The sequence below is a fragment of the Isoptericola hypogeus genome, from assembly GCF_039531145.1.
In the GTDB taxonomy this organism is placed as follows: Bacteria; Actinomycetota; Actinomycetes; order Actinomycetales; family Cellulomonadaceae; genus Isoptericola; species Isoptericola hypogeus.
This window is the reverse complement of sequence record NZ_BAAAPM010000004.1, coordinates 52,578-67,872: the sequence shown is the minus strand read 5'-3', so window position 1 is coordinate 67,872 and position 15,295 is coordinate 52,578. Positions and strand designations below refer to the sequence as shown.

9 protein-coding genes are annotated in these 15,295 nt (G+C 69.2%); 4 read left to right on the top strand and 5 right to left on the bottom strand.

What is annotated here, in order from left to right:
- Position 1: 1 nt before the first annotated feature.
- Positions 2 to 985 (bottom strand): ABC transporter permease, encoded by a 984-nt coding sequence (locus tag ABD254_RS11670; protein WP_344248592.1) that lies wholly within the window; start codon positions 983 to 985, stop codon positions 2 to 4.
- Between the two features lie 422 nt (positions 986 to 1,407).
- Positions 1,408 to 3,600: an alpha-galactosidase gene (locus ABD254_RS11665; RefSeq protein ID WP_344248591.1), complete on the bottom strand. Its 2,193-nt coding sequence runs from the start codon at positions 3,598 to 3,600 to the stop codon at positions 1,408 to 1,410.
- A 302-nt stretch (positions 3,601 to 3,902) separates the two neighbouring features.
- Here ABD254_RS11665 and ABD254_RS11660 point away from each other — a divergent pair, with 302 nt between their 5' ends.
- Genes ABD254_RS11660 through ABD254_RS11650 form a run of 3 tightly spaced genes read left to right on the top strand, consistent with a single transcriptional unit; the run spans position 3,903 to position 7,609 of the window.
- Positions 3,903 to 4,943 (top strand): ROK family protein, encoded by a 1,041-nt coding sequence (locus ABD254_RS11660; protein WP_344248590.1) that lies wholly within the window; start codon positions 3,903 to 3,905, stop codon positions 4,941 to 4,943.
- Positions 4,936 to 6,123, top strand: coding sequence for a Gfo/Idh/MocA family protein (locus tag ABD254_RS11655; RefSeq protein ID WP_344248589.1), 1,188 nt, complete (start codon positions 4,936 to 4,938; stop codon positions 6,121 to 6,123). The genes ABD254_RS11660 and ABD254_RS11655 overlap by 8 nt, the downstream gene beginning before the upstream one ends.
- On the top strand, positions 6,107 to 7,609 hold the full coding sequence (locus ABD254_RS11650; protein WP_344248588.1) for an alkaline phosphatase family protein: 1,503 nt from the start codon (positions 6,107 to 6,109) through the stop codon (positions 7,607 to 7,609). The genes ABD254_RS11655 and ABD254_RS11650 overlap by 17 nt, the downstream gene beginning before the upstream one ends.
- Positions 7,610 to 7,642: 33 nt before the next feature.
- On the opposite strand, the gene ABD254_RS11645 is transcribed toward ABD254_RS11650, so the two are convergent.
- On the bottom strand, positions 7,643 to 8,488 hold the full coding sequence (locus tag ABD254_RS11645; RefSeq protein ID WP_344248587.1) for a phytanoyl-CoA dioxygenase family protein: 846 nt from the start codon (positions 8,486 to 8,488) through the stop codon (positions 7,643 to 7,645).
- A gap of 2 nt (positions 8,489 to 8,490) precedes the next feature.
- Here ABD254_RS11645 and ABD254_RS11640 point away from each other — a divergent pair, with 2 nt between their 5' ends.
- The gene (locus ABD254_RS11640; RefSeq protein ID WP_344248586.1) at positions 8,491 to 9,417 is read left to right on the top strand and encodes a helix-turn-helix domain-containing protein; all 927 of its coding nucleotides are present in this window, start codon (positions 8,491 to 8,493) and stop codon (positions 9,415 to 9,417) included.
- 333 nt (positions 9,418 to 9,750) lie between these two features.
- On the opposite strand, the gene ABD254_RS11635 is transcribed toward ABD254_RS11640, so the two are convergent.
- A complete protein-coding gene (locus ABD254_RS11635; RefSeq protein WP_344248585.1) occupies positions 9,751 to 13,629 on the bottom strand; it encodes an endo-alpha-N-acetylgalactosaminidase family protein in 3,879 nt (1,292 codons plus the stop codon).
- On the bottom strand, positions 13,626 to 15,287 hold the full coding sequence (locus ABD254_RS11630; RefSeq protein ID WP_344248584.1) for an extracellular solute-binding protein: 1,662 nt from the start codon (positions 15,285 to 15,287) through the stop codon (positions 13,626 to 13,628). Before ABD254_RS11630 ends, ABD254_RS11635 begins: the two co-directional genes overlap by 4 nt.
- Between the last annotated feature and the right edge of the window lie 8 nt (positions 15,288 to 15,295).

Sequence of the window (15,295 nt, the reverse complement as noted above, 5' to 3'; positions counted from 1 at the left end):
GTCAGCTCACCCGCACCCGGGGGTCGAGAGTCGCGACGACGACGTCGGACAGCACCGCGCCGAGGGCCGTGACGAGGGCGCCGAAGGCGGCGACCGCGACCACGCCGTGGATGTCGCTCTGAGAGATCGTGGTGACGAAATAGCGCCCCATCCCCTCCCAGCCGAAGATCGTCTCGGCGATGACGGCACCGGTGAAGATGCCCGGGATGGAGAAGGCCACGGAGGTCGCGACCGGGATGAAGGACATGGGCAGGGCATGCCGGCGGATCGCCGTGGCCGTGCTCAGTCCCTTCGCCCGCGCGGTGCGCACGTAGTCGGCCTTGATGTTGTCGAGGAGCAGCGAGCGCTGGAGGAAGTGATAGCCGGCATATCCGCAGATGACGATCGTGGCCGTGGGCAGGGCCAGATGTCGGGCCGCGTCGAGCAGCGTGGGAAAGAAGCCCTGCACGCCGATGCTCTCCGAGCCCGAGACGAACAGCACGGTCTTTCCGAGCTGCTTGTTGAACCAGATCCCGGCTGCGACAGCGACCGTCGCCATGACGGGTGTCGGGATGTTGAGCGTGACCACCGAGACCTGCTGGGAGATGCGATCGGCGGGACGGTACTGCCGTGAGGCGGCGTAGACACCCACACCGACGCCGATGAGCGTCGAGAGGACGGTGGCCAGCAGCACGAATTCTGCGCTCACCCAGATCCGGCCCGCGACCTCGGCGTTGACCGAACCGCCGGTAGGGCTGGATCCCCAGTCCCACGATGTGACGATTCCGGTGATCCACTCCTTCCAGCGGGTGAACAGTGGCGTCTGGTCGTTGAGGTTGTAGAGGTCCAGGGTGGCGTTGATCGAAGCCTCCGGGGGACGCGGGTTGCGGGCCAGGTAGTTGGCTCGTGGATTGAGGAACGCCGAGGCCAGCAGGTAGGTCAAGTTCGTCGCCAGGAAGATCATCAATACCCAGGTGAGCATGCGGCGGGCGAGGTACTTGATCACTGGCCTGCCCCTTCCTGTTGGTCGCGTCACCGTCGCCCGGAGCGGTCGGCGGTGTGACGTGCTTCACGTCCGGCCGGATTCTATTACAGGTTTCGTAACCCCTGTCAATACCCCTGACCTCGTGATCGCGCCCATACGAAAAGCTGATGTCCCATCCCTGCTTGCCTCGCCCAGTGCCGCTGCTGACGACCCCCGCCGCGACGTCGTGGGGGGCTGTTCGTCAGCACTGATGTGAGGGATCCACTCGTTGATCCCGCCTACGGTGCGGGGCATGGCGGCGCCTCGTCGACGTCGTGACTGGACCAGCGAACGCCAACCGATCTGCGCACGCGCGAGACCGACGCACTACGTATCCACGACCGCGACGCCGACGGATCGCGACCGACGAAGCCTGCTGATGCGGGCTGAGCGCACGATGCGGGTCACACCGCCACGACGTGCGCGAGGATCGAGTGCTCCGGGTCCATCGACGGCACCTGGAGCCCGATGGTCATGAGCGCCGAACCACTGATCGCGACTCCTTCAGTCGTGCACCAGGCGGGTAGTTCGTGCAGCCCGGAAATCTCTCCGACCGACAACGCCCGAACCGCGTAACGCCGTTCCGGCTCGAGGCCTCGCAGCCGGGCATGCGGAGCCGCAGCAGGTTCGAGCCAGGAGAGCGCGGCGATCTCGAAGAGCGCCTCGGCGCGATCGGCGGCGACGACTCCGTGCGTCCAGACCGACGGGTCGGGGTCCGGGCCGCGGAAGACCGTGCCCGAGTTGATCAGGTGCCGGTGTCGCTTGTAGAGCGCGATCCACTCCGACAGCTCCTCGCGCTCCTCGGGAGTCGCCGACGCGATGTCCCACTCCACGCCGAGATGCCCGAAGAGAGCGGTGGCGCCGCGGAACGACATGTCGTGCCGGCGCCCGGTCGTGTGCGACCGAGGAGAGGCGATGTGGGAGCCCATCAGCTCCGTCGGGATCAGCTGGCTGGTCCAGCGGTGCAGGCGCTGGCGCTCCAGGGGGTCGTTGCAGTCTGAGACCCAGACCCGGTCGGTGACCTCGAGGATCCCGAGGTCGACCCGGCCTCCGCCGCCGGCGCACGACTCGATCTCGAGACCGGGCTGGTGGGCCTTGATCGCAGCCATCATCCGGTAGACCGCGAGCATCTGCTCGTGCTCTCCGGGCGCTCCGCCGAGGGCTTGCACTCCGGCCTCGACATGGTTGCGGTTGTGGTCCCACTTGATGTAGCCGATGTCGTACTCGTCGAGGATGCGCAGCACCTGCTTCAGGATCGCGTCGTAGCACTCCGGGATCGACAGGTTGAGGACGTGCTGACTGCGTTGCTCGATGGGCAGCTCTGTACGCGCCGCCATGATCCACTCAGGGTGGGCGCGCGCCAGGTCGGAGTCGAGGTTGACCATCTCGGGCTCGAACCAGAGCCCGAACTGCATCCCGGCGCGGGTCACGGCGTCCACCAGCGGGTGGAGACCGTCCGGCCACGCATCCGCGGACACCGTCCAGTCGCCGAGTCCGGCCCGGGAGTGCCGACGGTCACCGAACCAGCCGTCGTCGAGCACGAACCTCTCGATGCCGACCTCTGCGGCCAGCCCGGCCAGCTCGACGAGCCGGTCCGCGTCGTGGTCGAAGTAGACGGCCTCCCACACGTTGAGGGTGACCGGGCGTTCGGTGTCGACGTGGCGCGGGCGCGCTCGCAGGTAGGCGTGAAAGCGCTGCGCGACGGCGTCCAGACCCTCGCCGTACGACGCGAACAACCAAGGCGTCTCGTAGGACTCGCCGGCGGCCAGGCGCACCTCGCCGGGCAGGAGCAGCTCACCGCCACCCAGCAGGCGGGACCCCGTACTGTCGTGCTCGGCGACATGCCGATGGTTGCCGCTCCATGCCGTGTGCACGCCCCACGTCTCGCCGCGCTCGAAGTCGCTGCCGGCTTCGGTGGCGTGCACGACGTACGCCGTGTCGTGGCCGGTCTGGCCTCGTCGGTTCTCGCGCAGGTGGGTCCCGACGTTGAAGGCCTGGCGTTGAGCGGACTTTTCCATGCCCCAGCGGCCGGTGAAGTCGAGGAGCTCCGTCGCATGCGTCGGGACCGGCAGGTAGAGCGAGAGCTCGGTGACGTCGTAGTCGGCGCCGTGATTGGTGAGGTTGCCACGCAGGCGAACCAGCCCGGACGGCAGCATCTCGATCGTGAGGGCCAGGCGCAGGTGCGCCTCGTGGTCGACGGCGACCACCTCGACGGTGGCGGCCCCGCGCTCGAGGTAGTCGGTGACGGCGACACCGTCGACGGTCACGGACTCGATCGTCCAGGCCGTCGACCAGCTGCGGCCCTGCCGGGAGCCGATCAGTCCGGGACGACCCATCCAGCCGGCCCACGGTTCCGGGACCACGGAGGCGAGGCGGGCGCCCAGTTCCCCGGACCGTTGGCTGAACGATGCGGCGGCCAGCCGGGCGCCGGCGGCTCCCGCACGGTCGAGGGTGCCCAGGTCTGCACCCCAGTGGCGCACCAGCGGCAGCCGGTCATGGACCAGCTCCAGCAGGAGGGAGCACCCTGCGGAACGCAGGTGCAGCAGCTGCGGAGCTCGGGTGGAGGCAAGGGCCGGGGGGCGCGCGGCTTCGGTCATGACTTCCTTCGTGCGCCGGAGGCGCTGCTGGTCTGCCGTGGTCTGATGGAGGAGAATCCGCATGTCAGGGCGCGGGCGGAAAGTCGAGCGGGACATCCCTCGACTCCCATCGAGGTTACGGATAAGGTTACGTAAGTGGTTCTCGTATTTGTCAAGGGGTGTTGTCCATGACGGGTCGATGGATCGGTGACCCAACCTCGGCCGCCGCCTGTCTGACGGCGGTGCGCGAGCTCGGTTCTGGGACCGTGTCGGAACTCGCAACGGCGGCCGGCCTGTCCCGTCCGACCCTGGAGTCCGCACTGGTGAAGCTCGCCGATGTGGGCCTGGTCGAGCACCGGGTCGACTCGGTGCAGCCGCACCAAGCGGGTGGGAGGCCGGCCCGTGTCTCCCGGTTCCGACCCGACGCGGGCTACGTCGCCGGCGTCGACCTGGTCGGCACGACCGTGAAGGTCGCGCTCGCGGACCTGAGCGGCACGTGGATCCACACCGGGGCGGCCGAGCTCGCCACCCCCACGAGCGCGAACCCCTCGCTCGACCCGGTCGTCACGGCCGTGCACGCCGTGCTCGACGACGCCGGGGCCGACGGACGACTGCTCAAGGCCGTCGGCGTCGGCACCTCGGGTGTCGTCCGCGCCGACGGCACGATGATGACCTCGCCCTTCGTCAGGCCGTGGGTCGAACGCAACATCCGCGACGAGCTGACCGCGCTGATCGGCGTCCCCGTGACCGTCGACAACGACCTCACCCTGGCCGCCTTCGCCGAGTCCCGCATGGGAGCACTCCGCGACACGGGCACGGCCTTGTATGCCGAGACCTTCCACAACATGGCCGTTCGAGTCGTCATCGACGGGAACGTCGTCCGCGGTCGTCGCCGGGTCGCCGGTGAGCTGGGCGTCCTCAAGGTGTTCAACGCCGAGGGCTACCGGCTGGAGACCTACTTCGACGATCTCGCTCGTTTCGAGGTCGCCCTGCTGGCACTGCGCGACGGTTCGACCGACCCGTCGCACCTCTCGCTCCGCGACGAGCTCGTCGCCTCGATGGCCAAGCCCCTGGCCGCGATGACGCTCGCGGTCGACCCCGACGTCATCGCGCTCGGTGGCCGTCTCGGCAGATTCGCCGACGCGCTGGTGCCGCAGCTGATCGAGTCGTTGCACGACGCGTCCATCCGCGGCCCGGTGCTCGATACCCGCATCGTGGGGGCCGAGCTCGGTCGCGCCGGCATCCTCGTCGGCGCCATCGACCAGGCATTCGCCCTCCATGCGGCGGAGATCTATGGCCTCCCGGTCGACCCGCCGGTCCAGAACCTGATCCATGACTCCGAGGAGCTGTCCGTCCATGCCTGACCTCCGTGTGGGGGTGCTGGGTTTCGGCCTGCGCTCCAACGTCGCCTCCTGCGTCGAGAAGGCGGGTGGCCGACTGGTCGCCGTCGCCGACCCCGACCCTCGTGCGCTCACCACCGCGCGTGAACGTCTGGGCGACGAGGTGAAGCTCGTGGGCGACCTCGACCAGCTGCTCACGGTCGGGCTCGACGCCGTCCTCGTCCTGACTCCCGACCACCTGCACGCGGAGCACGCCGTCCGGACACTTGAGGCGGGGGTCGCCACGTTCCTCGAGAAGCCGATCGCGACCACGGTCGCCGACGCCGACCGCATCCTCGAGACCGCCCTCCGCACCGGCACCCGCCTCTACGTCGGTCACAACATGCGGCACATGCCTGTGATCCGGGCGATGCGCGACGCCGTCCTGGCCGGGCGCATCGGCGAGGTGAAGGCCGTGTGGTGCCGGCACTTCGTCTCGGCAGGAGGCGACTACTACTTCAAGGACTGGCACGCCGACCGCCGCAACACCACCGGCCTGCTGCTGCAGAAGGGCGCCCACGACATCGACGTGATCCACTGGCTCGCCGGCGGCTACTCCGAGCGCGTGGCTGCCATCGGCTCACTGAGCGTGTACGGCGACGTCACCGACCGCCGCGACAACTCCGACCGTACGGTTCGCGACTGGTTCTCCCGCGACAACTGGCCGCCCACCGAGCAGTGCGAGCTCGCGCCCGTGCTCGACGTCGAGGACATCTCGATGGCCAACCTGGTGCTCGACAACGGGGTGCTGGCGTCCTACCAGCAGTGCCACTTCACCCCAGATTACTGGCGCAACTACACCGTGATCGGCACCCACGGCCGGCTCGAGAACTTCGGCGACTCCGACGGGGCCGTCGTCAAGCTCTGGAACACCCGCTCCGACGCCTACCGCGACGAGCCGGACGAGGTCATCGATGTACCTCCGGCGGAGGGTGGCCACGGAGGAGCCGATCCGTTGCTGGTGGCGGAGTTCCTACGGTTCGCCGAGGAGGGCGGGCCCACGATGACGTCACCGGTGGCGGCCCGGCAGTCGGTCGCCGCGGGCGTCGCGGCCACGGATTCCTTGCGCGCCGGCGGTGGCGCCGTCGATGTGCCTCCGCTGCCTGAGGAGATGCGTCGCTACTTCGACCACGACCAGGAGAACTTCGTTGTCCGAACCATCTGAGCCCACGACCGAGACGACGCCTCTCACGATCGACCGCGCGGGCGGGCGCGGCCTGCGGCCCGGCAGCGGTCGCGCCAAGGTGCTGTTCGTCGACTGCGACGGACTGCGCCTGGACAAGCTCGTCGAGGCCAGCACTCCGCACCTGGACCAGCTACGCGCGTCAGGGACCTTCGGCCCCTCGTACATCCAGGACTCCGCGCTGGCCGGTACCAGCTCCGGACCGGGGCACTCGAACCTGCTGTGCGGGGTGTGGCCGGACAAGCACCGTGTGCTGGGCAACGATTTCCTCGACCACGATCTCGCCACCTATCCAGACCTCTTCACCTTGCTGCGCCGGACCCGACCTGAGACCTCGATCTTCTCGACACTCGACTGGGCTCCGCTCAACGACTTCCTGCTCGGCGACGCCGACGTGCGCCTCCAGCAGTACGGCCCCGACGCCGCGACGACCGATCGCCAGAGCACCGATGCGGCCGTCGAGGCGCTGGGGGTTGACGACCCCGACCTCACCTTCGTCTACCTCCATGACGCGGACTGGTCCGGGCACGCCCACGGCTCGGAGTCCGCCGCCTACATCGAAGCCATCGAGCGGGTCGACGCGTGCATCGGTCGACTGGTGGAGGCGGTGCGGGCACGGCCGTCGTACGACGAAGAGGACTGGCTGATCCTGGCGTCGACCGACCACGGCCAGTTCGGCCGTGGCCACGGCGCCGACCAGCACGTCGTACGCACGATCTGGGTGCTGGCCAGCGGCCCCGGTATCCCCGTCGACCCGGACTCCGCCCGTGAGTGGCGGCAGGTCGACCTGGTGCCGACGGTACTAAGGCACCTCGACGTGGCCATCGACCCGGCCTGGGGTCTGGACGGGGTCGCCATCGGCACCCCGAGCGACGACCCGTTCGCTGCCGTGCCGCTCGACCGCAAGCCCGTCGAGGGGTTCGCGCGTGCGGATCATTGCGGCGGCTGGACCCACGAACTCCCCGAGGCCTGGGCCGTCGACGACGACAGCGAAGGCTTCGAGGAGTTCCGCGGCTGGCGGCTGATGTCGGGAGAGTTCTGGGCGACGGCAGACGGCGACACCGACATCCCGCGCTGGTTCGGCAGCGGACGGGGATCGTTCGTCCGTTCGCGTGGCCCGATCGCGGTCGCCGACCCTGGCGCGGGCGGCTCGGCGGCCTTCGACTCCACGCTTTGGTCGCCATTCGGGCTGGTCGACGGCGACCGGGCGGAAGCCTCGTTCGTGCACCACCACCGCCGGTTCTCGGGCGATGGGCACCACGTGGCCGAGGTTCTGCTGGAGCGCGAGGGCTCCGCCCCCGAGGTGGTGTGGTCGGCCCCCACGCGCGAGTCCTTCGAGATCTCGACGCCGGTGACCCTGACCGTTACGACGGCCGGTGCGCCACGGGTCCGCATCGGCTTCCGGCTCGTCACGGACGGACCGACCGGCTACTGGGCGATCGCCTCACCCGCCGTCACGACGTCCTAGTCCTGAGGTCGAACGGCCGCCCTCCCGCTCACCTCAGTGCGGGGCGACGTCGAACTCAGTGCCGCACGGGCCGCCGCCTTCTGCCTCGGGCAGCTGCAAGCGCTGACCGCTGAGGCGTGCCGTGGGGTAGCCACCGTGGATCCGCCGGGTGCTCCCGGGGGCGTAGTGGCAGATGAAGGAGCGGCGGAACCGGTCCGTGGTCGTGTTAGGGCCCGAGCCATGCACGACCTGACCGTTGAAGAACAGCACGTCCCCCGGCTCCATGTCGGCGGGCACTGCCTCCAAGCCCGGGGGCGGAGGCACGTGCTCACGGGTGAAGGACGTCGACTCGTCGGCCTCCTCCGGGCAGAAGATCTCCATCCGGTGGGTGCCAGGCACCACCTGGAGGCCTCCGTTGTCCCGGTCGACGATGTCGAGTGCGACCCATGCGGCGATGCACGTGGACGGCTCGACCCGCAGGTAGAAGTTGTCCTGGTGCAGGCTCTGCCCGCGCGCGCCCGGGGGCTTGAAGTAGAGCATCGTCTGACAGGCGAGCGGCTCCTCGCCGAGCAACTGGGCCACGACATCGGTGATCCGGATGTCGAGCAGGTAATCCATCGAGCGCCGATGCACCAGGTGCGGGTGCATGATCCGCGGATACGTGTGCAGTGGATCGGCCGCTCCCGGGTCGCTCGACCGGGGCTCGAAATGCCCGGGGATCGGTCCACCGGAGGCGATCTGCATGAACTCCTCGGCCAGCGACTCGGCCTCGGCTCTCGAAATCAGGCCTCGCTGGATGTGGAACCCCTGGTCGTCGAACGCGGTGACGGCTTCGCGGGTCAGCGGCCCCGGTCGATCGGGTGCCAGGTCGAGGACGGGTGGCTCGGTGTAGTGGCTCATGCATGCACCGTATGGTCGTCGTGTGCTCCAGAACCATGACGAAAGGTGTCAGGTCCATGCCTAGAACTGCTGCGACCGGGGCCACGCCCGATCGGGCCGAAACCAGCGGGTTGATCGTCGGGCGCGCTCGCGCGCGGGCGTCGTACGCCGTTCGCCGGCCGGCCGGAGCCCGCAGCTGGCTGTTGCTCGTCCCCGAGCGCGGCGCCGGGTGGGCGAGCTTCGCCGGCCGAGAGGTGGCACTGGCGAGAGGGTCGGCCGCGGTGCTTCCGCCGCACGTCGCCCACGGCTACGGCACGGACCCGGCCGCGGGGAGCTGGACGTTCTGGTGGGTCCACTTCCGGCTGCGCCCGGACTGGCGGCTCCTGTTGGCACCGGCGGCCGACGAGGAAGGCCAGGTGACCCATGGCCTCGGGGACGACGTGCTGGCCGACGTGGTGACGGGCTTCGTCAGGCTGCACGCCGCAGCTCGCTGGCCGGGGCATGGACCCGTCCCTGCGACCGGCGCGGGCGAGGCGCTAGCGCTGGCGGCCGCGGACGCGGGTTGGCGACTGGCTGCTCCTCATGTGGAGGCGCTGCTGGTCCTGCTCTCCCAGGCCCCGCCGGCTGCCCGTGCCGATCCCCGGATCGCCCGGATCATCAACGTCGTTGCTGCCGACCCGGCCGCGCCATACACCGTGGCGCGTCTGGCGAACCTGGTCGCACTGTCGCCGTCCCGGCTCAGCCATCTGTTCCGGGCCGAGACCGGCGTGTCCCTGATGGCACACGTGCGGGACGTCCGGCTCCAGCACGCGAGCCGACTGCTCCTCGGCACCGGGTTGAGTGTGGGTCAGGTGGCCCGCGCGAGCGGGTTCGCCAGCCAGTTCCACTTCAGCCGGGCGTTCAGTGATCGCTACGGCACCGCGCCGACGGCCCATCGCGAGCGGTACTGACACCAGGGTGCGGGGTGGCCGGCGCGGCCGGCGCGTCGACAGTTGCGAGTAACTGGCAAGTGACCGACCGGCCCTCACCGACGGTCGACGGGTTCGACCGGGTCAGAGCCGACCAAGAGCGCCGTGGTGAAAGCCTCCCTGCGACGAACATGGCCCTGACCTGCGGGACTGGCCGACGGGCACGCCCCCAAGTGGCTGATGAGGCCGTTCACTGCCGGCGCCGTGACCGTGCATTCGCCGCACCTCGGGCACACGTCGGTGGACAGCCTGGACGCCGGAGGGCGTCTCAGGCTGTCCACCGGCATCCGCTACCAGAGCGGGGGCAGCCTCTGCTCAGGCGGTGGGGGTTGGCGTCCCCCACACGTTGAGCTCGTCGGCGCCGCCGAACATGTTGTTGTTGATGGGCGTCAGGCCCACCAGCTTGACGTAGCGTCCGCGCACGGCGGGGATCTCGACGTGCTGGACCGTCGCGACGCCTGCGAACGTGCCGCTGGCCGCTGGCTCGCCCCACACGGTGTCGTCGGCGCTCACGTAGACCTCGTAGTCCTTGAAGGCGCGGTTGCCGACGCGGATCTGGTAGTCCAGCCCGGTGACGTCGTAGGTGCCACCCAGGTCGAGCGTCACGTGGTGCGGGAAGGACGCCGGCGGGTCGATCCTGGTGTGCCACCCGGTCGTGGGGTTGCCGTCGAGCACCCGAGCGGCACCACTTCCCGCGTTCTCCGAGCTCACGTCGTGGATGCGCAGTTGCGACTGCGGGATGTGCCCTGCTGGCGCCAGACCGACTTGGGTGGAGGCGCTGATCGACCGGGGCGAGCCACCGATGTCGTACGTCACCGTACCGGCCAGCTCGTGGCCGTCGCCTGTGGCGTCAGCCGGAGGTGTGACGGCCCACGTGGTCTCGACCGTCGCTCCGGGGACTACCGTGGCGAAACTGGACGGCGACGTCGCGTCGACCTGCCAACCCTCCGGCACGGACAGCGCCAGCTCGACGTCGTTCGCGGCCTGCTGCTCGGTGCTGGTGAACGCCGTGGTGACCGTGGTCGCCTGACCGGCCGGGAACTGATCGGAAGCGGGTTCTACGTCCATGCTGCCGCAGGCGGGTTCGTCGTCGACCACGCCGAGATCCTCGACAGTGAAGTCGTCGATCACGAGGTCGGACTCGTCGCCGCCGCCACCGACCAGGTTGCGTAGCCCCACCCAGTAGTCGCCGCAGCTGCCGGCGACGAATTCTTCCGTGTGGCGCAGCGTGGTGCGCTGCTCGGGGAGCGGGGTACGGGTGACCTCGGTCGACACGGGCTGGCCGTCAGCGATCCGGTCGTATCCGGTGACCCACTGGTAGTGGCCGCTGCGGCCGGACTGATGGTCGAAGGAGACGCGGTAACGGTGACCCTGCTCGAACCGCACCGACTGCGGCAGGGTGCGGTATACGAGGCCGACCCGTTCCTCGTGCGACTTCAGCGACTCTTCACCGTCGATCACGTCGTCGACAAGCTTGCCGTTCCAACCGGCCTGCGTGTAGGGCGCGTGCCTCTGCGCGATGTGGGTCCGCGGTCCGGCCACACCTCCGGTGTCACCCTTCACGAACGGGTACCAGCCCTGGGTGACGTCCTCGAAGTCCTCGTGGATCACCACGCCGGGCCCTGTCGAGCGAGGCCCGTCGGTCTTCAGAACCCGCAGGTTGTCGAGCCGGACCTGCGCATCACCGGCCTCGGCGGCGATCCGCAGCGTGGCGGATCGGGTGCCCCGCGGGACCTCGAAGCGGACCTCTGCGGTCTGCGCGTAGGTGGTCAGTTTCTCGTCCGCGTTGAGGTAGTTGGGGGCGGTGGACCGGTCCAGGTAGGTGTGGGTGGTGCGGCCGGCAGAGGTGACCGACAGGGTCGTACGGCGGGTCTTGCCCGGCTCCACCTCGACCTGGACGTTGGCGGCCCACGTGCCCGGCGTGAGGCCGGTCAGCTTCTGGCCGATCGAGGACGTGCCCCCAGGACGGAGGATCGCCTCGTACTGCCCCTTGGCGTTGCGTTCGACGAACGCGTCTCCGGTCGTTTCCCACGCGCGCAGGTCGCCGGCGTTGAAGCCCGGGTCGTCGACGTGGGAGCTCTCGCCCCACGTCGGGTCGGTCTGCTTCGCGTGGCTCGAACCGGGCTGGCGGTCGAGCACGTAGGCCGTGCCGGCGTCCGCTGGGATGCTGACCGTTCCGTCCGTCACGGCGATGGTGCGCACGAGCTCGCGGCCCTGGTCGGTCAGCCGGTACTGGGCGAGCCGCCTGGTCTTGGCCCAGTCGTCCGTCAGCTTCCACGAGGTGGTGCCGCCGTCGGCGTTGTAGTGGTAGAGCTTCTCGGGGCCCTTTACCCCGGCCTGGTCGGACTTCCACGGGAGCAGGTAGGTGTCGCCGTCGAGCACCTTGGCGTCGCCGACGAAGACCTTGCGTCCCGCGAGGTCGGAGCCGTCGTTGGTCGCCCGCACGTCGCCCGTGAAGCGAATCTCGTGCGGCTCCCAGTCGAGGATCTCCTCCTGCTGAAGGAACTTCGTGGGCAGGTTGCGCTGCCAGATGTTGTCGTAGAACCAGTTCCAGTCGACCTCGGCGGTCCAGCCCTCGAAGTCGCGCAGCTCGGTGTTGCCCAGGATCGGGTCCGGGTTCCAGGTGTCCTTCTGAGTGTTGCGGACGAATCGGATCAGCTGGGAGTTGAGCCCCTTGTTGGTCTGGCCTCCGTACGACTCGTCGTTGGCCCAGTGCGACCACAGCGACTGCCGGTCGAAGTGATAGGACCACTCGGTGCTGATCTGCCAGCCCTGGTCGTCGAGCTCCTGTGCCAGGCGCTCCTGCTTCCATCCGTAGGAGTAGTACACGTCGAGGTAGAGCAGCTCGAGGTTGTCGTGGGTCTCCTCACGCAGCTGGGCAAAGCGTTCGGCCACGTCGCCGGAGATCAGGTCGCGCCGCTGGTCGATGTAGTACGACTGGTCGAGCCAGTCCCACCCCTTCGCGTCCGGGTCCACGAGATCGTCCGAGAAGCTGTTCGCGACCGGGTACGCCTCGGTGGCGTTGACGTGGACCCCGAAGTCGGCGCCGTACCTCTCGCCCTTCTTCAGCAGCGTGTTCAGCGCGTCAAGCCCGCCCGCACGCTTGTTGTAGTTCCCGCCGTAGTCGGGGTGCGCGGAGTCGTGGCCCTCGGACTGGTAGCCCTTGAGGATCGCCAGCTGACCCAGCCCGTCGGTCGCGAGCGAGATCCGCTTGGTGTCGTCGAGGGTGCGCAGGAATGGGTGGGTGGCCATACTGCCGAAGTTGTAGGGGATCCGCTGGACCACGCGGTCTGGAGTGGCCTCGGCGCCGCGCGGCGCGGCGACGATGCCGCGCAGCGCGACCGCGCCGTCCTGCCAGTCGACAGTCCGGTCGTCGTTGGCGTCGGGCGTCACCACGACCTTGGCCCAGGGCAGCTCCTCGGTGAACGGGGCGCCGTCGGCCCGGTAGGTCCACTGACCGCTCCAGAGCCCGACCTTCGTCTCGCCGCCCTGCTTGGTCGACTGTCGCCAGATCCGCCGGTTGTCAGAGCCTGCGTCCTCCTGCTGGTCGTAGGTCGAGTTGGACTCGATCGCCGCCGCGAGCCGGTCGGTGTTCACCACCGCGTACGCCGATCCCCTCGGCGCCTCGTCGGCCGGCGTGTCGGCCGTCACCGCGGTGGTGGTGTCGCCGTCCTTGGTGCGGTCCGCGGAGATCGCCGCGGTCGTGACCGTGGCGCCGGGCTGGTCGGACCCGACCGAGATCAGGTCGTGGCCCGGGATGTCGATAGTCCCGACCCGGAACGCCTCGGTGTCGTCGACCGCGTCGATGTTGAAGGTGGTCACGCGTCCCTTCAAGCGGAGGGACGCCTCCATGGACACGCCCGCCAGCTGCGGGAAGGACAGGTCGTAGGACACTGCCGACCTGCCGACGCGAGACGTCTCCGCCTCGACGTCGTAGGCCGTGCCGTTGAGAATGATCGTGGACAGGGGCTCCGTGCGACCAGCGATCGAGGAGCCGGTGCGCCTGTCGGTATAGGAGATCACCTGCGGGAAGTCCTCGCTGACCTCGACCTGCAGGTCTCCAGAGGTGAGCTTGAGCGTCGCCCCTTCGGTGGGCAGCGCAGTTGCCGTGGACGCGGGGACGAGCAGGGCGGATGCGGTGAGGAGCGTGGTCGCGACGGCCGCCGCGCCGCGGTTCCGGGTAAATGCGCTCACGAGACCATCTCCCGCTCTTCGATGCCCTTGAGGTATTCGTCGCGGATCTTGTCGCCGACGGACTTGCGCCAGGAGGCGACGACGTCGCCGAGCTCGCTCAGGTCCTTGCGCCCGAGAATGACGTCGTTCTGGACGTCGTAGACCTTCTGCGCCTCGCTCGCGCCGGCGATGGCCGCCTCGGAATACAGTCCCTCGGTGGGATCCTTCACCCGGCTTGCGGAGACCTCGCTCTGGAACTGGTGCATCTGCTCGACCAGGCGCCGGTCGTTGCTGGACGACGACAGCACGTCCGGGCCGCCCGCGATGAAGCGCAGGCACAGCGGGTTGACCTCGGCCTCGCCGCGCGCGGTGATCACCGGTTGGCCGGCTTCGACGGTGTGGTCGACGCCCTCCACGCCGTAGCTCCGGAGGTAGTTCTCTTCGCTGCCGTACGGCGCCGAGAGCCAGTTGAGGACACGGAGGCACTCCTGGACCCGCTCGTCGTCGGCCTTCTTGATGTAGGTCACGAAGTCGGTCCGCGCGCCCTCGTACGCGGTCGGCGTACCGTCGGGGCCGTAGACGGGCATGATGTCGGGCTTGAGCCCGTCGTCGTTGCGGACGGCGTAGCGGACGATGGAGTCCTGGCGCAGGGCCACCGAGCCGTTGGTGAACAACGGATCCGCGTCGAAGCCCTCGCTCGGGCTGTCGGGGTGGAAGTAGCCGCCGTCCCACAGCTTCTTGACGTAGGCGACCGCCTCCGTCCATTCCTCTGTCTCGAAGTCCTTGGTCAGGGCTCCGTCGTCCTCGAGCCGCCAGTCGTAGGGGACGCCGAACATCGGGTGGAAGATCGAGCCCGCCATCCAGCCGGGTGCTCCACCAGCGGAGGGCGCCCCGGCGAGCGCGTACCTGTTGGCACCCGGGTCGGTGAAGGCCTTGCACATCTCCTCGAACTCGTCCGGGGTCCGCGGGTTCGGGTTGGCGCCGTACTTGTCGAGCACGGAGGGCTGGAAGAAGCCCACGGAGCCGGTGGGGATGCGGAGCGTGGGTGTCGCGTAGATCCGCCCGCCGATCAGCGTCAGCGGCCACGAGTCTTCTGGAAGGCGAGCGAGGTTCGGGTAGTCCTTGACGGCGTCGCCCGAAAGGTGGTCGCTCAGGTCGGCGAAGCGCTCCCGCGCGAGATCCTCGAAGCGCCGCAGCCCGTTGGCGTCGGACTTGTACATCGTCACCAGGTCGGGGATGTCACCGCCGGTCAGGATGGCGGCCAGCTTCGTCGCGAAGTCCTCGGGCACCAGCGTCGGCTTGAAGTCGACGTTCAGCGACTCGTTGATCGCCTGCCAGTAGGCATTCTGGGAGACACCGGGTGGTGGCGGGGAGAACGAGACGACGAACGCGCTGAGCTCCCCGCCGGAGCCCACCTCGCCGTCCACGGTCTTGACCAGCCGGTCGATCGGGTACTGGAAGTAGCCGGGGTTGATGCCCTTGAGGACGTCGCCGGCCAGATCGGGCGTCGGGCCCTCGAACGGCACGTACGTCGGAAGCGACACGGCAGGTCCGGCCGCGCCGCCCGCGGAGGGCGAGGAGCTGCACGCGCTGAGCAGGGGACCTCCGAACGCGGCGGCGGCCAAGCCGAGCGACGCACCGCCGAGGAAGCGACGGCGGGAGAGGTGGGGTGTGGCCATGGCGACGA